This window comes from Mycobacterium sp. D16Q13 (assembly GCF_002013375.1).
Lineage (GTDB): Bacteria > Actinomycetota > Actinomycetes > Mycobacteriales > Mycobacteriaceae > Mycobacterium.
Map to the genome: position 1 here is coordinate 109470 of NZ_MAEW01000015.1, position 23503 is coordinate 132972.

11 protein-coding genes are annotated in these 23503 nt (G+C 64.4%); 5 read left to right on the plus strand and 6 right to left on the minus strand.

What is annotated here, in order from left to right:
* The first annotated feature begins 86 nt into the window (after positions 1-86).
* Positions 87-968, plus strand: a complete 882-nt coding sequence (locus B4400_RS17260) for a PAC2 family protein (protein ID WP_078311846.1) — start codon at positions 87-89, stop codon at positions 966-968.
* Positions 969-971: 3 nt separating this feature from the next.
* Here the strand turns inward: B4400_RS17260 and B4400_RS25060 are convergent, their stop codons facing one another.
* Genes B4400_RS25060 through B4400_RS17275 form a run of 3 tightly spaced genes read right to left on the minus strand, consistent with a single transcriptional unit; the run spans position 972 to position 3329 of the window.
* Complete coding sequence (locus B4400_RS25060) at positions 972-1553, minus strand: Rv1363c family protein (RefSeq protein WP_078311760.1); 582 nt, start codon at positions 1551-1553, stop codon at positions 972-974.
* Positions 1550-2149 (minus strand): Rv1363c family protein, encoded by a 600-nt coding sequence (locus B4400_RS17270; protein WP_139360310.1) that lies wholly within the window; start codon positions 2147-2149, stop codon positions 1550-1552. Before B4400_RS17270 ends, B4400_RS25060 begins: the two co-directional genes overlap by 4 nt.
* 25 nt (positions 2150-2174) lie before the next feature.
* Positions 2175-3329 (minus strand): alpha-hydroxy-acid oxidizing protein, encoded by a 1155-nt coding sequence (locus tag B4400_RS17275; protein WP_078311762.1) that lies wholly within the window; start codon positions 3327-3329, stop codon positions 2175-2177.
* Positions 3330-3604: 275 nt separating this feature from the next.
* On the opposite strand from B4400_RS17275, the gene B4400_RS17280 reads away from it, so the two are divergent.
* On the plus strand, positions 3605-4984 hold the full coding sequence (locus B4400_RS17280) for a SagB family peptide dehydrogenase (protein WP_078311763.1): 1380 nt from the start codon (positions 3605-3607) through the stop codon (positions 4982-4984).
* Between the two features lie 4 nt (positions 4985-4988).
* On the opposite strand, the gene B4400_RS17285 is transcribed toward B4400_RS17280, so the two are convergent.
* From B4400_RS17285 to B4400_RS17295, 3 genes are read right to left on the minus strand one after another with little or no spacing between them, the layout of a single operon-like run.
* On the minus strand, positions 4989-8471 hold the full coding sequence (locus B4400_RS17285) for a non-ribosomal peptide synthetase (RefSeq protein ID WP_078311764.1): 3483 nt from the start codon (positions 8469-8471) through the stop codon (positions 4989-4991).
* Positions 8472-8490: 19 nt separating this feature from the next.
* Positions 8491-13050: a non-ribosomal peptide synthetase gene (locus B4400_RS17290; RefSeq protein ID WP_078311765.1), complete on the minus strand. Its 4560-nt coding sequence runs from the start codon at positions 13048-13050 to the stop codon at positions 8491-8493.
* Positions 13047-18086 (minus strand): non-ribosomal peptide synthetase, encoded by a 5040-nt coding sequence (locus B4400_RS17295; RefSeq protein WP_078311766.1) that lies wholly within the window; start codon positions 18084-18086, stop codon positions 13047-13049. The genes B4400_RS17290 and B4400_RS17295 overlap by 4 nt, the downstream gene beginning before the upstream one ends.
* Before the next feature lie 229 nt (positions 18087-18315).
* Between B4400_RS17295 and B4400_RS17300 the strand changes: the two genes are divergently transcribed.
* Genes B4400_RS17300 through nbtC form a run of 3 tightly spaced genes read left to right on the plus strand, consistent with a single transcriptional unit; the run spans position 18316 to position 23487 of the window.
* Positions 18316-19080 carry a thioesterase II family protein gene (locus B4400_RS17300; RefSeq protein ID WP_078311767.1) on the plus strand — a complete coding sequence of 255 codons (765 nt, stop codon included), beginning with the start codon at positions 18316-18318 and terminating at the stop codon, positions 19078-19080.
* Positions 19077-20402, plus strand: a complete 1326-nt coding sequence (locus tag B4400_RS17305) for a beta-ketoacyl [acyl carrier protein] synthase domain-containing protein (RefSeq protein ID WP_078311768.1) — start codon at positions 19077-19079, stop codon at positions 20400-20402. The genes B4400_RS17300 and B4400_RS17305 overlap by 4 nt, the downstream gene beginning before the upstream one ends.
* Positions 20403-20457: 55 nt before the next feature.
* Complete coding sequence (nbtC, locus tag B4400_RS17310) at positions 20458-23487, plus strand: nocobactin polyketide synthase NbtC (protein ID WP_078311769.1); 3030 nt, start codon at positions 20458-20460, stop codon at positions 23485-23487.
* The last annotated feature ends 16 nt before the right edge of the window (positions 23488-23503 follow it).

Sequence of the window (23503 nt, forward strand, 5' to 3'; positions counted from 1 at the left end):
GTCATATCAACAATGTGATCCGGCTATCCAATCCATTCTCCGCCAGCCGCGGCTCGTCCCCGTCACGCAGGGCTTACGCTGACACCGTGACACTGTCGGATACCGCCCAGAACGGCCTACCCGTGCTGCGCGACCCGGTGGTGGTTGCCGCTTTCGAGGGCTGGAACGACGCCGGTGATGCGGCCAGCGCGGCGTTGGAGCATCTGGACACCACCTGGCAGGCCACCCCGTTGATGACCATTGACGACGAGGACTACTACGACTACCAGGTCAATCGTCCCATCGTGCGGCTGGTCGAGGGCGTCACCCGCGAGCTGGAGTGGCCCGGGATGCACATCTCGTACTGCTCGCCTCCCGGCTCGCAGCGCGATGTGGTTCTGATGCACGGTGCCGAGCCGAATATGCGCTGGCGCACCTTCTGCAACCGCTTGCTGGCCATCGCGGATCGCCTCAACGTATCGACCGTGGTGATCCTGGGTGCCCTCTTGGCCGACACTCCGCACACCCGGCCGGTACCCGTGAGCGGCACCGCCTACTCCCCCGATGCGGCCAAGTTCTTCGGCCTGGAGGAGACTCGATACGAGGGTCCTACCGGTATCGCCGGGGTGTTCCAGGACGCGTGCGTGAACGCCGGGATACCCGCCGTCGCGTTCTGGGCCGCAGTACCGCACTACGTGTCACAACCCCCCAATCCGAAGGCGACGGTCGCCCTGCTGCAGCGCGTCGAGGATGTGCTCGACGTCGAGGTACCGCTCGGAGATCTGCCGGAGCAGGCTGAGGAGTGGGAGCAGGCAGTCTCCGAGATGACCACCGAGGACGAGGAGATCGCCGAGTACGTGCAGTCGCTTGAGGAGCGCGGCGACGCCGAGGTGGACACCACCGAGATTCTCAGCAAGATCGATGGCGATGCCTTGGCCGCCGAATTCGAGCGCTACCTGCGACGGCGCGGACCCCGATTCGGGGGGTGATCCCTAGAGGTATTCCAGCTTGCTCGCGAGCCAGCGACCGTCCACCAGCTCCAAGGTCATTTTCATCCGGCTTCTGTCGATCCTTGGGTCGGGCCGAACAGAATTGACAATGGACTGATCCACCGCGAGCAGGATTACGACGCTCTTCTCAGGTTGGTCGGCGGTATCCGATTGCACCGCCGAGGCGACCACCTTGCCGACCGCGCTGGCCTTGTTGTCGATCAACAGCTGTCGCAGTTGCACTGAGCCCTTCGTGAACTCGTCTTTGAGCTCGCCCGTACAGCGCTCTAGGATCTGGGCGAAGTTTTCATCGACGTTGCCCGAATCGACCGAGGTCAAGATGACCGTTAACGACTCGGCGGCAGCGCGCGCCTGCTCCCTGAATTCTCGGATCTGACGGTCACGATTGAACTCATCGTGTTCCTGCGCGGCCTTCGCCCGCTGCGCAGCAAGAATCGGACCGTCATGAAACTGCTTCCACGCCAGCAGTCCGCAGGCGCAGAGTGCGACAACGGCAACGCCAATCATCAGGCTGGCGAGAACAATTCGCAGCTGGCCACCGGGCGGCGCGGGATAACCGGTCATATCAGCTCGACATCGCTTGCCAGCCAACGACTGTCGACCTTCTCCATGGTCATTCGCACCCGGCTTCGATCAATACGCGAGTCGGGTATCGCGACGTTAGTCACGGACTGATCGATGAAGAGCAGCATGATGACCTTGTCGACCGATTCGGTGTGAATCGCGGAATCGATCACCTTGCCGCTGGACTTCGCCTTGTTGTCGACCAGAATCTGGTGGAGTTGAGCGCTGGACTTCGCGTACCTCTCTTTGAACGCACCGGTCGACTTTTCCAGTATCTCTGACGTGTTTCTGTCGACATCGCGGTAGTCCGTGTTGATCATCAGCAATGCGAACGCGGTGGATGCTTCCTGCGCTTGCTGACCGGCCTTGTGCGCCTCCCGATCTCGGCTGAGCTGGACACGCCATCCCTCCGGCCCATCAGGAACCGCCCCACCATCGGCCACCAGTTTCCACCCCAGAAACCCGCACCCAGTCAAGGCAACCACGGCAATCAGCCCGGAGACGATGATCGCCACCGTCGCCCATCGACTCGGTCTGGGCGAGGGCATCGGATAACCCGGATACGGGATGGGCTCTTGCGGCCACTGCTGAATCACGACCCCCCCACTCAGTTACGGCGCATCAGGAAAGCCGCTGCACCGCCAACTCGTCGAGCGAAAGATAGCAGTTCACCGCCATGGTCAGATCAGCTTCGGCCAGCAGTGACTGGATCACGTGTTTGACGCCGCTGGTTCCGTCCAGCGCCAGCCCATACACGTACGGACGGGCGATCCCCACCAGGCTCGCTCCGAGGGCGACGGCACGTAACACGTCGATGCCGTCACGGACCCCTGAGTCGAAAGTCACCGGAACCGAACCGGCCGCCTGGACGGCCGCGGCAAGACCGTCGATCGCGGGAATTCCGCCATTCGCTTGCCGCCCACCGTGATTGGAATAGGCAATGGCATCGATACCGCGATCCACCGCTTGCCGAACGTCGTCGACATCGCAGATGCCCTTGAGGATGATCGGGAGTTTGGTCAGTTCGCGATACCGATCGATATCCGCCCAGGTGAGCCCCGGGTGGCTGAACAGCGACGCCCACACCAGACCGGCGTGCATCGGGGCCAGTTCCCCGGCCGAACGTACCCCCGCGATTTCCAGGAAGCGGGGATCTGAGGTGTAGTTCGCCAGGCAGTGTCCGTGCAGCATCGGCAGGTAACCGTGTGTGAGATCGCGGGGGCGCCAGCCCAATGTGCCGGTGTCCAGAGTCACCGCGAGCGCGTCGTACCCCGCCGCCTCGGCACGCCGGATAAAGCTGTCGGTCAGCTCGGCATCCGAAGACGGGTACAGCTGGAAAATCCCGTAGGAATCGCCGCGCTCCGCAGCGACCTCCTCAAGAGTGGCCGAAGAGAGCGTCGAATACATGGCCGGCACATCAAGCTCACGGGCGGCGGCGGCCGTCAGCAGGTCGCCACGATCGCGAACCGCACCCAGCACACCGACCGGGCAGATGAACACCGGACTGGTGAGCTCGCGCCCCAGGAATGACGTCGACATGTCCCGAGTCGTACGGTCTCGCAGCATCCGGGGCACAAGCCCGTAGTGGCGCAGCGCGGCGGCATTCGCATCCTGGGTGTGCTCGTCACCCGCCCCACCACGCACGTAGCCGAAGATCCCCTCGCCCAGCGCCTGCTCCGCGCGACTCTCCAGTTCGGCAAAGGTGAAGGGAAGTGTCGACACCTTGCCGAGCGCACCCGCCGCGTAGAACTGGAGCTGGAAATCGCCGAAGTTCATCAAGCACTCCTCATCGTTCGGACATTCGCTGGATGCTCAGCGTACTGAGCACTTTCGGCCTCATCCAGCACCGTCGGCCGGGTGGGCGCGCATGCTCATCAGTCTGATCGCACATCACATCGCGGTACAGGTAGCTCGCACATCCGGACGACTGGTAGCAATCCACCTGCCCAGCAAATTGGGACCCAAGTTAGGGGTACCTTACCGGGGTTCCTTATGATCCTCCGTGAAACGCATACGCATTCGGCGTCGGCATACCGTCCGGAAGGCCTCCGTTGTCCGCTCTCACCTACCCTGCTGGCACCCGATTCGCCCTACGCGACGGTGCAACGTGCCTCGTCACGGCCGCGGGCGCGATACTGCTGAACCCGCCGCGCAACGAGAAACTCACCGGGCTCACCGGGCCGCAGCGGCGCGTGCTCAAGACTCTCAACAGCGGCCCCACGACGCTCCCGGAACTGATAACCGATGCCGATAGCGACGCTATCGAACCACTCATCACGCGGCTACTCGAAGGCGGATGGCTGTCGCTGACGGTTCGTAACGACAGGCACGACCTCTATGCCATCGAATGTTTCGGCGTACCCGGCTCCCAACCCACCGATCCCCCACCGTCGGGCGTCCATCTGTCGAAATTCTCGGTACTGCATCGCGATTCACGCGGATACGTGCTGGAGAATCCGCTGAGCTGGTGCGATATCCGCATCCAGGATCTGCGCCTGCTCCCCTTACTCGACGGCCCCGAACGCACCATCGCCGACCTGAGCCAGGAATTCATCACGCGGTTTCGGGCCGATCTGCGCTGGGCCGGATTCCTCGTCTCCAACAACGACGAGGAGAACCGCGAGTTCACCTCGATCAGTTGGAGCGCACCCGACCTGTGGTTCCACCGCCGCAGCACCCTGGGCGAACGCACCATCACGTGGGACCACTTCGGCCCCACGAAATGGGCAAAGGGCAAGTTCCCGCAGCCGGCAGCGCGCAAACCCGACTATCCGGGAATCCCTGTCGCGCTACCCGCCCCGGACCTGGCCGCCCTCCGCGCCGACGATCCGACCCTCACCACGGTCATCGAAGACCGGATCTCGGTGCGCGCCTTCGATGACGCCAACCCCATTACCATCGAACAGCTTTCCGAGCTGCTGTACCGCACTGCCCGTACCCGTGGCGCCCGCTCGGAAAGCGAAGGCGAAGAACTCCTATCCCGCCCGTATCCTTCGGGTGGCAGCGTGTACGAGCTGGAGCTCTATCCGGTGGTGCGCAACGTCGCCGGACTCACACCCGGCATGTACCACTACGACTCCTTCGAGCACGCTCTGCGGCCGGTGGCCGACGTCGACTCCACCGCCGTCAAGCAGCTGCTGAAGTCGACCTCCGCGACACTGGAGGGTGGCGCCGAACCACAGGTGCTGCTGGTGATGGCGGCGCGTGCCGGTCGCGTGATGTGGACCTACGAACAGGTCGCCTACTCGGCCATTCTCAAGCACGTCGGTGTGCTCATGCAGACCATCTATCTGGCAGCCACCGCCATGGGTCTGGGCGCCTGCGCCCAGGGATTCGGCGATACCGCGGCATTCACCGCGGCCGCGGCCGTACCGGAGCTGCAGGAGTGCAGCGTGGGCAGCATGGTGCTGGGTACGCCGGCGACCTCCTGACCGGTCAGGAGGTACCGGCCAGGATCTCCTCATCGGTCATCGCCGCGATCTCCAGGTAGTGTCCCGCGACCACAGCCAGGCGGTCCGGCGTACCGAGTTCGATCTCGCGCTGCTTGAGCCGGTCGGCAAGCCCGGCGACGGTACGGGTGGCAAAGAGGTCGCCAACCAGTGCGTGCTCGACCGACAGCCAGTCGCGCACTCGCGCGATGACCGTCGTGGCGAGCACCGAGTCACCACCCTGGGCAAAGAAATCGTCGTACACCCCAATGGATTCCACGCCCAGCACACCTGCCATCAGATCGGCGAGGGCTGTGTCGAGATCATCCCGGGGAGCCGAGTCGGTTCCGGCGGTGGCCACCTCTTCGAGCAGAGCGGTCACCGCCCCCCGATCGATCTTCCCGTTCGGGGTCAACGGCATCTGATCCAGGAGCTCGACGCGAGCCGGGACCATGTAACCGGGGACCACATCGCCGAGCAGCGCCGCATAATCTGCCGACTGATCCGGGGCACCCGACACCGCGGCAACGAGGATCGGCGCATCACCGCCGACAATGGCAGCGACGGCATGGCGCACACCGGGCACCATCCGCAGCGCACTTTCCACCTCGCCCAGCTCCACGCGATAACCACGGATCTGCACCTGATGGTCTGCGCGGCCGAGGAATTCGATGGTTCCGTCCGGCCAGTACCTGGCCATGTCTCCCGTCCGATACCAGCGCAGTCCGTCGTACTCGACGAATCGTTCTGCGGTGCGTTCGGGGTCATTGCGATATCCGGCCGCGACATTGGCACCACCCACCCAGAATTCACCGGGCACCCAGTCCGGGCAGTCGCGACCTGCGGGTGACACCACCCGGCATCGGACGTTGCGCAGCGGCACACCGAAAGGCACCGTCGCCCAGCGCGCGGGCGGGTCTCCCACCACCTCACAGATGGTGTTGTGAATGGATGTCTCGGTGGCTCCGCCCAAGCCGGAGAACCTGCAGCCCGGGACCTGCGCGGCCAGGCGGGTCGCCAGGTCAGCGCCCACCCAGTCACCGCCCAGGGTGACCGCCCGCAGCGAGTCACCCAGGCCGTTACCGCCGATTTCCAGGATCATGTCCAGCATGCTCGGCACACAGTTGAGAATCGAAACCTTATGGCGCCGTAGCAGATCCACCCACGTGGTGGCCTCGGCGCGCTGCTCGACATCGACTGCGACCAGCGATCCGCCGACCGAGAACATTCCGAAGATGTCATACACGGAAGCGTCGAACTCCAGCGCCGACAGCGCCAGCACCCTGTCGGTCGGCCCGACATCGAACCATTCATTGACGGCATCGATGGTGTTCATCGCCCCGCGGTGCAGCACGTCCACACCCTTGGGAGTGCCCGTCGAGCCAGACGTGAAGATCACATACGCGATCGTGTCGGTCGGTGGAATGACTGGCGCAGCCAACGGCTCGCTGTGGTGCCGAGCGGTATCGATGGACACCGACGGCACCGGAATGTCAGCGTCCGAGACGGTTATCGCCATCGCAACTCCACCGGTTTCGAGGATGCTGGCCCGGCGACGGGCGGGCTGGTCAAATCCGATGGGGATGTACGTCGCCCCGGCGGCGAGCACACCGAGCACGGCGAGAATCTGATCGCGCCCCTTGGGCAGCTGCACCGCCACCGCATCGCCGGGCTGTACGCCCCGGGCCCGCAGCGCACCGGCCACCGCCAGGGCCTGCGCGGCGAGGTCGCCATACGTCCATACCCCGTCCTCGCCACCGAAGCCCCACACCACCGCGGATGCGCCGGGGTGCGTCTTCGCGAAATCGAAGAATCCTTCATGCAGGCATCGGCCGCTCACCGGGCCGTCGGTCGCATTGACGGTTCGCCTGACATCGGCTTGCGAGGCCGGAAGCCGAACGGCCGCATCGGCATTCCAGCCGTCGTCTCCGACACACAGTGCAGCCACCGCATCGGTGTAGCGCGCGAACATGGTGTCGACCATGCCCTCGGGGAAAGCCGATTCACGCACATCCCAGTTGAGCAGCAGGCCACCGCGCACCTCAGTGACCTGCGCGTCCAACAGCACCTGCGGCCCTTGGGAAATGATCCAGACCGGTTCGCCAAAGGTGTCCATGACCGACGAGGCGAACAACTCCCCCAGATTCAGCGCGCTGGTGTAGACAACCGGCGCCAACACCGGCTCACCGCGGTGCCTACCGAGATCGCGGAGCACATTCAGCCCGGGATACGCCGAATGAGCCCCGCTCTCGTACATGCTGCGTTGCAAGGCCCGGGCCCGGTCGGCCACCGACATCTGATCGGTGAGATCGACGTCGAGCATGATCGAGGAGGTGAAGTCACCGATCACCCGGTCGATATCGGGATGCACCGATTCACGATGGAACAGCGGGACGTTCAGCAGGAAACGGCTTTGCGCGGACCACCCTCCGATCGTCTCCGCGAAGACCGCGGCCATCGCCATCGCGGGGGTGATGCCACGCTGATGCGCGGCCGCCAGCAACTGCTGCTTGGCCTGCGGTTCCAGCCAGTAGTCGTATCGGACGGTGCGGTGTGGTTCGGCGCGTTCACTCACCGGTACGGTCGGCAGCTCCGGCGCACCCGGCAGGTCGTCCAGCCGCTCGCTCCACCATTTCCGATCACGCTCGCGCGCCGACTCATCACCGCGCTGCTCGGTGCGATACCGCCGGTAGGTGTATCCCAACTCTGGTTGCGCGGCACCGTGATACAGCGCAGCCAGATCGGACACCAGCACTCGGTAGCTCATCGCGTCCCCGGCCAGCATGTCGACATCCAGATGCAGGCGGCTGCGCTGCTCGTCGCGCAGGGTCAGCGTGACATCGAGCACCTGGCCGTCCTCGATCGCCAGGCGCTGATGCGTCTTGCGTTCACGGAGCCCGGTCAGTGCCGCCTCGATTTCCTTGTCCGCACGTCCCCGCAGGTCCACCACGCTGAACACATCACGCTCCGGAGCCGACAAGGTCTGCTGGGTGCCATCAGGCAGAAACCTGGTGCGCAGCATCGGATGTGCCGCCACCAGCCGTTCCACCGCCAGCCTCAGCCGCTCGGGATCGATTGCTCCACCGTCGAACTCGACATACAGGTGTGCGGCGACGCCACCGAGCTCCTGATCTTCCGAACGACCGATCCAGTAGGCGTGCTGCATAGTGGCCAGCGGGTAGGGCGCATCCTCCGCCGCGTCGTCCGTGTCCGCCGGGGTGCCGGCGGCCGCGACGTCGGCACGAACGTCCGGGGCCGACTCCGCGCCATCGCCCAATAGCGCGTGCCAGGACTCGACCGACGGCTCGGCGGCGAGCTGCGCGAAGGTGATGCGGCTCCCCCGCTTGCGCCATCCACCTGCCAGGGTCATCATGCGGATCGAGTCCAGCCCAAGCGTGATGAGGTCGGCGGCGTCCGAGATCTCCCGGGGGGTGAGCCCAATGAGGTCGCCGACGGTCGCCTTAATCTCGTCCTTGCTGATTGATTCCATCCGTGCTGTCTTCCTGTCGCTATCCGTCAAGTGCCCGAGCCAGCGCGGCAACGCTCCGTTGCCACAGCCACGCCAGCCGCTCGGCATCCGCCGAGGTGAAAAGGTTTGAGCTCCATTGCCAGTTGGTGACCAACTGCGGTCCTTCGGTAGTCGTCATCACCGCCGAACCGATGTTGATGGCGAATCGCAACGGCAGATCCGGTTCGGAGTCCGGAGGCACGGCGAGACTTCGCGAATCCGTGATGAGCGACCATGGCTGATCGTCAATACCACTGATATCCATACGGCCCACATAGTTGAACTGGATCTGCGGGTCCCGCGCCGAAGCCAGCTCCTCACGGCGCTCCGCATAGCGAAGCAAACCGTAATCCAGCCCCTGATGCGGAATCTCGCTGAGATGCGCGGCGACCGTGGCCAAGAGCCGACCGGCCGCCTGGCTGTCGTTCTCCACCTGATCAATGTCTATCGCCGTCTCGCCGGCGGCCACGCGTACCGGATAGACCGTGGTGAACCAGCCAACGGTGCCGCTGGTGTCCGTGTCGAGCTCCGCGTCGTCTCTGCCGTGGCCCTCCAGCGAGACCAGAGTGCCTGCGGCAGGGTCTTGTCCGCGCTGCGCACGCCAGCTGGCCACCGTGACCGCCAGCGCCGCCAGCAGGAACCCGTAGACACCTTCGGGCTTGTTCAGCGACGCCAGCAGCCGGGCGGTGATATCGACAGGTGTCGGTACCGCGGTGGTTTGCAAGGTTCCCCAGGTGTCTCGGACCGGGTCAGCGTGCCGCGACCCCAGCTCCGGATCGGCACCAGAGACCTGTGTGGCCCAATAGTCCCGCTGACGTGACACGTCCTCGCTGGAGGCGCGCTGCTGCATCAGCTGGCTCCACCGCCGATACGAGGTGAACTCCATGGGCGCCTTGGGCACTCCGCCGGATTCCACCGCGTGCCACGCATCCGCAAGGTAGCCCAGCACAATGTGCCAGGACACCACGTCCATCGCCAGATGATGGACGGTCAGCAGCAGGGCGTCGCCCGCCTCGGCGTCTGTGAGCCAGGTTGCCCGCATCATGGCACCCGATGACGGGTCCAGGGCGTCAAAGGCCTTTCGTGCCGCAGTGGTAATCGCGGCGTGGGTGGCTTCTCCCGTGGGCAGCTCCACGTGGCTGAGCACACTTTCGGCGCGCACCACCCCAGGTTCACGGGTGACCACCCGAGGCCCATCAGGGGTATCCACCAGCGTCGACCGCAACATGGCGAATCCGTCGAGAAGCAGCTGGAGCATCTGCTCAATCCGTGGACCATCGATGCCCTCGGGCAGCCGGACAAGCACCGACAACGAGAGCCGTCGGTAGATTTCGCTTTCGTACATCCACGACACCACCGGCAGTGGCGGAACCTCGCCGTAGTCCGCTTCTCCCGCAATCGAATCCAGGCCCTCGGCGCGACCGGCTCGTTCGTCTATGAGGGCCGCGAGCTGCCGGATCGTCGGCGCGGCCAACACCATGCGCGGGGTAATCACCAGATCGCGCTTACGCGCCTTGTTCACCAGTGAAATCGCGACGATGCTGTCCACTCCAAGGGAAAAGAAGTCTTCGTCGATACCCGGAGCGGTGCCGTCGAACAGTTCGGCACAGCACTCACACAGTGCACATTCGGTGGTGCTGCCTGGCTGCGCCGCCACACCCTCGGCGGCGCCTCCGGACAGGGCGTCCAGCGCGAGCCGCTCCAGCACATCGCCGTCCAGCTTGCCGTTTACCGTGACGGGCAGCCGCTCAAGCACAACCAGACGCGACGGCATCATGTAAGACGGCAGCCGATCGGCGAGGCCGAACAGGGTCCGAGCAGAGTCGAATTCGGCTGCCTCCTCTTCCGAGACAACAAAACCCACGAGAGTGGCACCGCCCGCACGGCGCACCACAGTCACCGCGGCGGTTTGCACACCCGGTTGTAGACGCAGCGCGGATTCGATCTCACCGACCTCGACCCGATAACCGCGGATCTTCACCTGAGAGTCAGCACGGCCCAGATACGCGAAGCCTCCGTGGGGCACACGGCGCACCAGGTCGCCCGTCCGGTACATGCGCTGACCCGGTTGCTGCGGATCCGCGACAAAAGCGCCCGCCGTCACCGCGGGCCTGCCCGCGTATCCGCGGGCCAGCTGTGCACCGGCGAGATACAACTCGCCCACGGTACCGTCCGGCACCGGCCGCAACCGCGAATCGAGAACGTACCCGGCCATTCCCTGATTGGGCGTGCCGATGGTGGGCTCCGGATAGTCCTTCACCGCTGCCACAACAGCTTCGACAGTCGTCTCGGTGGGGCCGTAACAGTTGTAGACGGCGGTACCGCTCAACGAACGCAGCCGGTTCCACAATGCCGTCTCGATAGCCTCGCCACCAAGGGCCAGCACCGGAAGCTCCCGGTCGAGCAGTCCCGCGGCGGACAACTGAGCCAGCATCGACGGCGTGGTGTCGATCATGTCAATACCGTGCGCGGCCATGCCCCGCACCAGCCGATGCGCATCCCGCATGGCCTCGGCGTCGAACAGGTGCACGGTGTGCCCGTCCAGCAGACCGATCATCGGCTGCCAGGAGGCGTCGAAGCTCAACGACCATGCATGGGCGATCCGCAATGTGCGCCCGAGCCGCGCGGTAGCCGGTCGATACACCCGATCACGATGGTCGGCAAAGTAACTCATCAGCGCACCGTGCGTGCCGATGACCCCCTTGGGCTCACCGGTCGAACCGGAAGTGAAGATGAAGTAGGCACTCTGCTCACGGTGCCGATCGACCACAGGCGCAGCGACGGGGCGCGCGGAGATCCGCTCGATGCTCGCCGGCTCGTCGAGCACCAGAACGGGATAACGCCCGTCGGCGATATCCCGATGTTCGCCGACCGTGACGATGAGTTTCGGATCAGACTGACGCAGAATCGATTCGATGCGCGCCCTCGGCAACCCGATGTCCACCGGAACATATGCCGCGCCCGCTGCCAGGACCGCCAGAATAGCGACGATGGCATCAGTAGATCGCGGGAGTGCCAGTGCCACAGTGTTTTCCGGACCGATATCGTGGGCAACCAGTTCCGCCGCCAACCGGCTCGCGTTGGCGTGCAACTGCGCGTAGGTGTAGCGCGTGTCGGCCCCCGCCGACTGCACAGTAAGCGCGATTCCGTCGGGGTTCTCGGCCGCCTGCGCCGCGAACAGCTCCCACACCGAAGCAACCGACGGATCGGCCGCCGACGGCGTCACGACGATTTCCGCGCGCTCACGAGCAGTCAGCACATCGAGCGCATCCGGTGTCCGGTCACCGATCTCCGGCAGCTGACGTAACACCGAGACAAGGCGCTCGCCGATGCTGGCGCCCGAAACATGCGGTAACGCCTCCGGAATTGCTTCAATGAGCACCAGCAGCGAATCTCCATGCATGTGCGACACCACGGTGAGCGGATAGTGGGCCAGACTTTCCATCTCAACCGGACGGAAGCGAGTGCCGTCTGCCATCTCGACGGCCTGAGCCGCATCGCCTATCGGGGCGTTCTCGAAGACGAACAGGGTGTCGAACAACGCGGCACTGCCCTCCGCGCGCTGCAGCGCGGACAGGCTCAGGTACCCAATATCGCGCATCGCCGCGGCCTCGCGCTGCAATTGCGCACACTGCTCAACTACCGACGTCGAGTAGTCGACGTGATGCACCATCGGCACCGAGTTGATAAAGAGCCCGACCATCCGCTCGACATCGGGTAGTTCCTTGGGCCGCCCGGACACGATGGTGCCGAACACCACATCCGTGCGATCGGTCAGCCTGCCGAGCACGAGCGCCCACGCGAACGCCGTCACGGTGTTGAGGGTGAGCCCGTTCACGGCTGCCCACTGGCGAAGCCGCGCGGTTTCCTCTGCGGTCAAAAGGAATTGCGATTTCTGGGGCACGCTGTCGTGTGCGGCGACAACGCCGTCGGCAAGCATGAGCGGCCCGGAGACGGTGCTCAGGTAGCGCATCCATCGCTCGGTCGCGGCGGCGTCGTCCTGCGCGTTGAGCCATGCGATGTAATCGCGGTAGGGCCGCACCGCCGGCAGTCCATCGGCAGACCCGTTGGCCTGATAGACGGCGAGAAGCTCGCTGAAGAAGATGGCGATCGCCCAGCCATCCATGAGGATGTGGTGGGTGGTGACGATCATCCGGTGCCGCGATTGGCCGGGGACGGTGAGTAACACGATGCGGATCGCGGGACCCTTGCCCAGATCGAATGGGCGGCGCCGCTCGCTCAGCGCGACATCGTCGAATTCCGTTGGCTGTGCCTCACGTTCCTCCCACGGAATGTCCGCGTGAGTAGGCACGATCTGCACGGGTTTGGGCAGCCCGCGGTCCCAGAAGGCGGCACGCAGATTGGGGTGCCGAGTCAGGAGTGCCTGAGCACTGCGGTGCAACAGATCGACGTCGAGGCCGCCTTCGATATCGGCGACGAACTGCATGCTGTACAGATCGACGCTCTCGTCGGCGAGCTGGGATAGCGCAAAGAAGCCTTCCTGTAGGGGACTCAGCGCCAGCACGTCCTCGATCTGAGGCTGCTGTTCGGTACCCGTCACGACTGCGCCTGCCACGATGCGGTGAGCTCAGCGAGCGCCTCGGCACTTAGGCCAGAAGCACTCATCGGAGCGCTGGGCTCTGTCGGCCTTTCGGTACCCGAATTATCCTCTGCCGCCACCGAGTCAGCGGAATCGACAGCTCCCGCCAGCTGGGAGATCGTCGCGCATTCGAACACCATTTGCGGGGTCATCGCCAGGCCACGTTCGGCAGCACGGGTCGACCATTGGATGGAGATGACGCTGTCGCCGCCAAGAGCAAAGAAGTTGTCCTCGGGATCGATATCGCTGATCTCCAGCAGCTCCTCCAGGATGGCGATGAGTGCGAGCGTGGTCCCCTCAGACCCCTCATTCACTGGCGCCGCGACACGTTCGTGTGCGGCGGCCGGCGGAGCCAACAGCCGCTCCATCGCATCCGCCGGTAGCAGCACGATCTCGGAAACCCGTAGGTCCTGGTCCTTGGCGAACGCGTCGAACGCCGCATCCAGCGCACGTGCGATCAGCCGGGTGGTGTCGGGGTCATACAGATCGGCGTTGGCCACCACCGACACATCGAGCCCGCCCGAGGGGGTGACGTTTAGCGCGAAGTTCAGATCCAAATAGGAGACGTCCACCTCCATCGGCAGCGGTACCAAAGAAGTCCCGCCAGAGCCTGTCAGATCTCGTGCCTCCGTACCCCAATCCGCACCACGAAAATTGACCATGGTCTGAAACAGAGGATTCCAGGAGAGCGAACGCGGCGGATTGACGGCCTCCACCAGTTTCTCGATGGGCAGTTCCTGGTGTGCATGTGCGTTGAGCGTGGCATCACGGCTACGTTTCAGTACCTCGCGCAGGGTCGGGTCCGCGGACAAGTCGTTCCGCAGCGCCACCATATTGGCAAACAGTCCAACAAGATTCGCGACATTCGGGTGTACTCGGGCGGCAACCGGGCTACCGATGACGATGTCCGTGCCACCGCCGAGCCGATGCAGAACGGCGGCCAGTGCCGCTTGGTAGACCATGAATTCGGTGACACCATGCTGCTCGGCCATCCGAGTCAGTGCCTGCCTGCGCTCGGGCGGCACGGTGAATCTCTCAACCTCACCACGCTTTCCGAGAATCTGCGGCCGAGCGCGATCGTGTGCCACCGCAATCTCGACGGGCACGCCGGCCAACAGCTCACGCCAGTATGCGACCTCCGCCTGCCCGAACTCGCTGCCGGCGCCGAAGGCGTTGCGCTGCCACAAGACATAGTCCGCATATTGCACCGGGTGCGGATCCCACTGTGGCGCCTGTCCCGCGATACGGGCGCGGTACGCGGCCACCAAATCATCGACGATCACGGTGAACGAGACGTGGTCCACCACCAAGTGGTGCACCGCCAGGGCCAGCACGTGCTCCTCGGCACCCAGCTCGACAATGGAGGGACGGAACAGCGACTCCGATTCCAGCCCGAATATGTGGTGTCGCAGCTCGGCCAGGGTGTCCGCAAGGTTTTCCGGATCGGTCCGGAGGATCGGGACCGACAGCTCCCGCGACGGATGCACGATCTGGTAGGGCCCGCCCTCATGGATCGCGAAATTGGTGCGTAACGTCTCGTGACGGGCGACCAGGTCATTGAGGGCCGCAATAAGCGCGGTTGTCTGCAAGGGACCGTCGAAACGCAACGCCAGCCACATGTTGCCAATATCGGTAACACCCTCCATCTGGCACTCGAACCACATGGACAGCTGGGACGAGGAGAGCGGCAGACGCTCCGGACGGGCGGTTTCGACGAGATCCGGACGACCGTCCTGAGGAGCGACCTCCATCTCATCGGAATCATCGAGGTCCAGCTCATCGAGCTCGATCTCGAACTCCTCGCGGAAGTACGTGACAAGCTGCTCGGCAAGTCCCGCCGGAGTGGGACTGTCGAAGACCGTGCGCACCGTCAAGTCGATGCCGAACTGAGCGCGGATCTGCGCGACGAGGCGCGCGGCCAGCAGCGAATGGCCACCCAGTTCGAAGAACGAATCATCAACGCTGACCGCGTCACGCCCGAACAAATTGGCGAAGATCGCGCACATTCGACGTTCGGTTGGCGTCGTCGGGGCCCGAAATGCCCTCGCCGCCATCGCATCCGGGGTGGGTAGCGCCCGCTTGTCCAGCTTGCCGCTGGTGGTCAGCGGAATCTCGGGAATGACCGCGAATGCGCTGGGCACCATGTACCCCGGCAGCAGTTCCTGAGCGCGAGCGCGCAATTCGTCCAGGTCGATCTCCGCGTTGGGTCCATCGGCGGCGGGCACGACATAGGCGGCCAGCATCGGACCCACCTGCGGATCCTCCACCACGGCGACCACACAGCGACCGACTCGCGGATCGGCGCCGATGACCCCCTCTACCTCACCGAGCTCGATGCGGAATCCGCGGACCTTGACCTGCTCGTCGGCGCGGCCCACAAACTCGAGTTGGCCGGAAGTATTACGGCGCACCAGATCACCGGTGCGGTACAGCCGACCTCCGGGACTGAACGGGTCGGCCACGAACCTCTCGGCGGTGAGTACCGGCCGGCCACGATAGCCGCGGGCCAGCTGCGTACCCCCGAGATACAACTCACCGACGACGCCGGCAGGCACCAGTTCGAGCGACTCGTCCAACACGTAGGCGTACACGTTTCGATTCGGCAGGCCTATCGGCACGACCGAATTGCCCTGAGGGCCTTCAACAGGCATATACGTCGAACACACCACGGCCTCAGTGGGTCCGTAGTGATTCCTTAGTTCGACGTCGAACATCAGGGCAAACTTGTCCGCTACCTCGCCGGGAAGCGCTTCACCACCGACGGGAATGTGCCGTAGCCCGCGCAACTCACCGGCCTCGGGCATCAACATCACCGAATTGAGCAGCGACGGCACCATGTGCAGCACCGTCACGCCCCGACGCCGCACCAGGTCGATCACATACCCGATATCGGAGAAAGGATTTGGCTTGGGAACGACGACCTGCGCCCCCAAAGACAAAGGGCACAGGATGTCGGCCAGCGAGGCATCGAAGCTCACCGAGGTGGACTGCAGCATCCGATCCTGGGCTGTCATGCTCCAGTCGGCCGTAAAAGCGACCACATGCTCAGCGATCGCCACATGCGCAACGGCAACACCCTTGGGTCGTCCGGTGGATCCAGAGGTGTAAATCACGTAGGCCACGTTCTCGGGCAGCAGCGGGCGCAACCGGTCCGCGTCGCTAATCGCGGTATCGGAAAGGGCGGCGGCGTTCTCCTCCGCTGCCTGGAACTCCCGCGCTCCCAACACCATCCGGGGCTTCGCATCGGCGCTCAGATACTCGATGCGCTCGCCGGGAAGGCCAGGGTCAATGGGCATGTACGCCGCGCCCGATTTGAGGACCGCGAACATCGCCACAATGAACTCGACCGATGTCGACATTTGGAGGGCGATCACATCCTCGGTACCCACCCCTTGCGCGATGAGCCACCGCGCGAGGCGGTTCGCGCGACGGTGCAGCGCGTCATAGGTAAGTTCCGCCTCATCGGACACCACCGCCAACGCATCCGGTGTCGCCTGAGCCGCCGTCTGAAGAAGATCCACGAGCGTCCCACGCGGAACATCGGACAGCGCTCCGTGCGACTGCGCCAGGACGGCCGAGCGCTCCTCGGCGCCAAAGAGATCCAACCGTGAGAGTGGTTCCTCCGGGCGAGTCAGGCCGTCATCAAGCAGCCGCCCATAGTGCGCGAGGAGCTGATCTACCAGCCACTGAGGTAGTGCATCGGTCTGATATTCGATCTCAACCACGGTGCCCGTCGAGTCCGTCGCAACCGCCAGAGCCAGTGGCACTTGCGCGGCACCCGCATCGAGATCGAGGCGGGTGGTTTCCACGCCTGCCAGTCGATATCCGTTGGGGTCCTTGCGCATACTGAAGCCGAGCCGCACCAGCTCATCCAGTCCGTCGCGGCCGGTGCCGCGGCTCGGATTGACCTCGCGCACCACCTCGTCGATTCCGATGTCCTGGTGCTCAAAGGCCCCCAGGCACGCCTCGCGCACGGTGGCCACGTATGCGGCGAAACCTGCCCTCGGGTCCACGCCGGCACGTAACAGCACCGTGTTACCGAAATAGCCAATTGCCTTTTCCGCATTGGCCTTGCGCTCCACTACCGGGATAGCGATGAAGAAATCCGTGGCCGCGGTGTAGCGATGAATAAGCGTGCCGAAGGCCGCCAGCAGCACCATGAACGGCGTTGCCGAGTGCGCTCGGGCGAATTCCTCCATCCGCGCCGCCGTCTCTGCGGACAGCGGAACCGCTCGCCGCCGCGCAGATCGTGAAGTCACGTTTGACGATGACGAGCCGGGAAGGTCCAGGGGCTCCGGGAGTGGCGCCAGCGACTGGCGCCAATAGTCGATGCCGGCGTCCGATGACCGGGCGGCGGCCGCCCCCACGACCATGAACTGAGGAGCGTCACCCTCGACCGGGCGGCCGTTGTAGTACTCGCTCAGCTCGGCGAAGAACACGTCCCAGGAGTTGTCATCGAAGCTGATGTGGTGCACCACCAACAGCAGAACGAATTCCTGCTCACCCAAACGGAGCAACGTGACCCGTAGCGGCAGGTCGGCCGTCAGATCGAATGGGCGTCCGAGTTCGCGGCCCGCCAGCGCCTGAATCTCCCGCTCGCGCACGCCCTCCTCAGTATTGGCTAAATCTACAGTGGTCCACGGAAGTTCGATGTCCTCGGCGAAGACCTGATACGGCTCTCCGGCAGCGTCGACGCCATAGGTAGTGCGCAGGATGTCGTGCCGCCGGATAATGGCCGCGAAGGCATCACGCAGCCGAATCTCGTCGAGAGCGCCTCGCATCCGATGCGCGACACCGACGTTCAGCGTGGTATCAGCCTCATCTTTGGTCTGCAGAAACCACATGCGTCGCTGACCTGGCGCGAGTTCGCGCCGCTCACCCGCCGGGACCCGGGGGGCCGTGTCAGTGGCGGCTTTCGCCTCCACGCCACTTTCGGCAAGCCGTTTGCGCAGGAGCTCGCGCCGGCGGTCCAATGCGGACAACTGATCCCCGCTCACCGAGCACCACCACTCAGGACGAAAGCCTGGAATCCGAACGACTCCGCGCGCATGAAATGAACCACCTCAATCTAGGAACTATGCCTAGCCTTACCTTAATGTCTGTCGGCGGCAGCGGGTGACGCCCCATGGGTGCCGTGAATCACCACGCCCCGAGCGTGAGCTGCATACCCAATAGCGGGTTACGTTAGGCTAATCTAACTATCTGCAAGCTGGAAGGAAGCTCGACGTGGATCGCAAACTCGGATGGATCAGGCAGTTCCATAAGCCGGAGTCACCCGATGCACCATTACTGCTGTTCTTTCCCCATGCAGGTGCTGGCGCTTCGGCATATCGCACGCTCTCGAAAGCCGCTTCGGCAAATTTCAATGTCGTGATATTCCAATACCCTGGGCGCCAAGATCGCGCCGGTGAGCCAGCCTTGTCGACGCTTCCCGATATCGCCTCGGGAGCATTCACCGAGTTCCAGTCATCGGAACACAATCGCGGCGTTCCGATCCATACGTTCGGCCACAGCATGGGCGCCGTGGTCTCGTTTGAGTTTGTCCGACTCGCGGAGGCCGCCGGACTGGACGTGCGTCAACTGACCGTCTCCTCAGCGGTGGCGCCTGCCAATATCGCCGACAAGCCCGCTCTGCCGACCGACGATGACGCGGTATTGGCACATATGGGCGCCCTCGACGGTACGAACTCCGCGGTCATGGGCAATCTCGACGTCATGCGGATGGCACTGCCGGTCATGAAGGGCGACTATCGGGCCTTCAACGCGTACGAGTGCACCGAGGGTGTCAAGGTTGCGGCACGTATCCACTCGATCGGTGGGGATCAAGACCCCATGATCACCATGCGCGACCTCTACGGCTGGGGTAAACACACCAACGAACTCGACGTGACGTTGTTTGATGGCGGGCACTTCTTCCTGAACTCCCAGACCGAGGCGCTGGCCGAACTGCTGGCCGCGAACGCGGCCCGCGCGGACTCGCCGCGACGATGAGCGACACCGACGCCGATCCCGTTGTCATCTCCGGTATGGCGATCGAGATGCCTGGGGCGATCGACACCCCGGCAGCGTTCTGGAACGCATTGGCGGACGCTCGCGAGCTCGTCTGCCCTTTCCCCCGCGATCGCGATTGGCCCGTCGACGAGCTGTTGTCGCTATCCAATCTGGACGGCTGGGGACGCGTGTCCGACGCCGGTGGATTCCTCACCGATGCAAGTGCTTTCGACCCCACTTTTTATGGGATCACACAGCGCGAAGCAGTCGCCATGGACCCGCAACAACGGGTGGCCATGCGATCAGCGTGGAAGGCCTTAGAGAACACCGGCCTGAACCCGGGAGCACTCGACGGTTCCGAGGCCGGTTGTTTCATCGGTATCTCCCCCAACGAGTACGGGCCGCCGGTCGGCGAAGTCAATGCCCACAGCGGAATGCGTGTGGTCGGCCGTGGACAATTGGGCGCGGCCGGTCGCATCTCGCACCAGTTGGGACTCATCGGGCCGTCCATGTGCATCGACTCGGCGTGCGCATCGTCCTTGGCAGCGCTTCATGTCGCCGCCACCGCGGTTCGGGCCGACGAATGCGAGTGGGCCATCGCCGGCGGCGTCTGCGTCATGGGCTCACCTGGCGGGTTCTATGAGTTCTCCCGGATGCACGCTCTCGACCCCGACGGGCACTGCCGCTCGTACTCCGATGAGGCCAACGGCACACTCTGGGGCGAAGGCGTGGGAATGGTTGTACTGGAACGTGAATCGCGCGCTCGCGCCCTGGGTCACCGGGTGTACGGGCGCATCATGGCCATCCGTACTAACCACAATGGCGGGGGTAAACCCATCCTGGTGCCACGCGGGCGGGCGCAGGCGAAGCTGGTCGCCGCGACCATCGCCGCCTCCGGTGTCAATCCAGCCGACGTCGGGATGCTCGAAGGACATGGCACGGGCACCCGCGCCGGCGATCCGCTGGAGATCATGGCGTTGCAGAGCACCTACGGGGCCGGAGGCTCACACGCACTGCTGGGATCTGCGAAATCTAATGCCGGACATGCACAATCGGCTGCGGGAATGGTAGGGCTGATCAAATTGCTGTTGGCCGGCCAGCATGGACACATCCCTCCCACCTTGTTCGCGGACAACCCCACGACCAAGGTCGACTGGTCGATGACCGGGATCCGCCTGGCCACGAAGCTGCACCCCTGGGAGCCGAAGAATGGCATCCGGTACGGCGCCGTCTCTTCCTTCGGGGCCGGGGGCGCCAACGCGCACGCCATCATCGCGATGCCTGCCAGCGACGCAGTCGGAGAGGACGGCGACGATGTCTAGCCACCGCTTACCCGACGGAACCATCCCTGTCCTACTCTCGGCGGACACCCCAGAGGTGCTGTGCCGGGAGGCCGCCGCACTCCTGGCGTATGTGCTTGACCACCCGCGAATCACCCCGAATCGGATTGCGGGCATGATCTTCCGGACCCGCACCGCGCGCCGGTTCCGCGCACTGATCACCGTCGACGACCACGATCAATTGGTAGCCGCACTGCGGGCCGTCGTTACCGGTGCGATCCACACCCACGTGATCCGCAATGCCGAGCCCGCGACCTCTCGCCGCCGTGGATTTGTGTTCCCCGGGCAGGGCGGGCAACGCCCGGGCATGGGAAGACTCTTCTACGATCGGTTCCCCGATTTTCGCGACAAGGTCGACCGCTGCTCGGAACTGTTCGCCACGCAGTTCGGCCGTTCGCCGCTGAATTATCTTCTCGATGAACACCTTCCCGCCGATGACCGTGCAAGTGTCGTCCAGCCCGCCCTGTTCACTCAGATGGCGGGCCTGGCCGCGCTGTGGCGTTCCGTCGGCGTCACCCCGGATGTCGCGATCGGACACAGTCAGGGTGAGATCGCCGCGGCGTATGTTTCCGGCACCATGTCTCTTGCTCACGCGGTCACCGTGGTGGGCACCCGGGCCCGGATCGCGGATGAATTCCCGGCAGACGACTACGTCATGGCGGTGATCGCCGCCGATCGCGACACCTGCGAGGAACTGCTTGCCCGGCAATCGGGTTGGGCCGAACTCTCGGTGATCAACTCCCCCTCGATGGTGGGGATCTCCGGCCAGCGCGAGACCGTTCAGCAGATTGTCGACCGCCTCACCGAAGACGGGGTCTTCGCTCGGATCATCCCGGTGCGATACCCGGCGCATACCAGCATGATCGCCTCGATCGGCGCCGAGATTCGCATGGCCCTTGCCGAAGGTCTCGGCGTCAGCGAGTTCGCGGTCTCCGAAATCGATTGCATTGGTTCGACACTAGGTGCACCGATTACTCCTGAGGTACCGGTCGATCAGTATTGGTTCTGGAACCTGCGCAATGTCGTCCGTTTCGATCGCGCCATCGCGACCGCGGTGACGGCTCAGGTCGACACCTTCGTGGAGCTCGCCGAACATCCCACATTGCAGCTGGCGATCCGTGAGAATCTCGCGGCTCTGGACTCCGAACGCACCGCGTGCGTAGTAGGCACATCCACCCGGACCGCAACCGATCTGGCCGAATTCACCGCCAACCTCGCGAACCTCGCCGTCCATGATCTCAACTACAACTGGGACGCGCTGCGCACCGAGACATCCGAACCCATATCGCTGCCATTGCGCGACTTCCCCAATGTTCAGAACAACGACGTTCCACTCTGGCTGTCGTACCGCTGGGCGAACAGCGGGGCTTCCGTAGCGACGCACACCTCCGTCCCGCAGGAAGCCGATCGCCCAACAGACCGAGTCGATTCTCCGGCACACCCGCGGCTACTGCGCGAGGCCTGGACCAAGGTGACCCGGCGCTCGATGATGCCGCCAAGGTTCTATGGATTCATCGACGCCACCGGCGAGGCCGGGGCGCTCGTCGAGGCACTGCGCGAGGGTGCGCCGGACTTCGGTTCATCGGCCCACATCATTGGCGACGCAGAGGTATCCGGTACCGGCGACGCTGACACTGTGGTGATCGTGCTTCCCGCCGCGGGACAACTGGATGACCCCGGGGCCGCCGACGCGGTGGCACAGTTCTTCGGCGACCGCACATGGTGGCCAGAGCTGTCGAGCTCGGTGACCGGATGCTGGATTGTCACGGTCGGCGGCGAAGAAGTCACCAGCGCAGATACGTCATCAGATCCGGTGCACGCCGCGATCGCCGCCGGATTTCGCTGCATGGGTGCCGAGCATCCGGGAATTGCCTTCCGGCATCTGGACCTCACGTCGGATATCGCCCACCCGGACAGTGCCAGCATCGTCCTGGCCGCGCTGCAATCAGCCGGAGAATCGGAGTTGGCACTCCGGGCGGACGGCATGTACGCCAAGCGCATCCTGGATGCCAGTCAGGACGGCGATAGCGAAACCGCCACTGCGGTACCCGATCACGTCCTGATCACCGGGGGCACCGGAAAACTCGGTCAGGAATTCTGCGAGCACTACGCCCGACTGGGCACCCGGCACATCACCCTGATCAGCCGTTCCGGCGAGACCGCCGCGGTGGCCGGACGGCTCGACGCCATCCGGCGCAGCACCGGTGCCGTGGTTCGTGCACTCTCCTGCGATGTGACCAATGCGTCCGCCGTCGCCGAACTCGCCGGTGAGCTGCGCGAATCGCCTGCGGACCTGATCATCCATGCCGCGGTGAGCTATTCGGATACTCCGCTCGCCGAGGTCACCTCCGAGAAGTTCCACCAGGCGTTACGCGCCAAGGTCGGGGGCATCACGAATGTCCTCGACGCCCTGCCCCGCACCGATTCCTGTCACGTCATGTTGTGCTCATCGCTGGCGGCGACGATCGGCGGCAAAGGCCAGCTGATGTATGCGGCGGGCAACCGGATGCTGGACGTGCTCGCGGCCCGTCAGCGTTCCGCCGGACTGGATTGCGTATCCGTGCAATGGGGCCAGTGGACCGTGCACCTCGATCTCGATGACACAGGTATTGCGAAACTGGCCGCCGCAGGGGTCCATCCGATGCGGCCTGCCGATGCTCTTGCCGTCGGGATGAAACGACACACCGGCAACACCCTGGTCGGAGCGTTCGACCTCACGCAGGCACGCGAGGTATTGGGTGTGTTCGGGTACGGGCCGCTGCTCTCCGAGCTTGTGGACAACAGCAGGCCGGCAGCGCCCACGGAGCGCATTCGGCCCGCGGCGGTGACGCCCGAGAACCGCTCCGGACATCTGGTGCAGTTACTCGCTGAGGTCATCGGCGCCGACCACGCCGACTCCATCGACACCGCCATGCCCATGGTGGCGATGGGCCTGGATTCATTGCAGGCACTGGAATTTCGACGGCGCGTGCAGGCTGAACTCGACTTTGAGCTGCCGGTACAAGATCTACTCGGCGGAGCCTCCGTGGATCACGTCATCGAGGTGCTGTCGGCTCAGACACGCTGACCGATACCCAACAAAC

What these genes read in the sequence shown, in the direction of transcription:
- B4400_RS25060 (WP_078311760.1), bottom strand. Translation starts at nt 1,553, where the DNA reads ATGACCGGTTATCCCGCGCCGCCCGGTGGCCAGCTGCGAATTGTTCTC.
- B4400_RS17305 (WP_078311768.1), top strand. Translation starts at nt 19,077, where the DNA reads ATGAGCGACACCGACGCCGATCCCGTTGTCATCTCCGGTATGGCGATC.
- B4400_RS17275 (WP_078311762.1), bottom strand. Translation starts at nt 3,329, where the DNA reads ATGAACTTCGGCGATTTCCAGCTCCAGTTCTACGCGGCGGGTGCGCTC.
- B4400_RS17285 (WP_078311764.1), bottom strand. Translation starts at nt 8,471, where the DNA reads ATGGAATCAATCAGCAAGGACGAGATTAAGGCGACCGTCGGCGACCTC.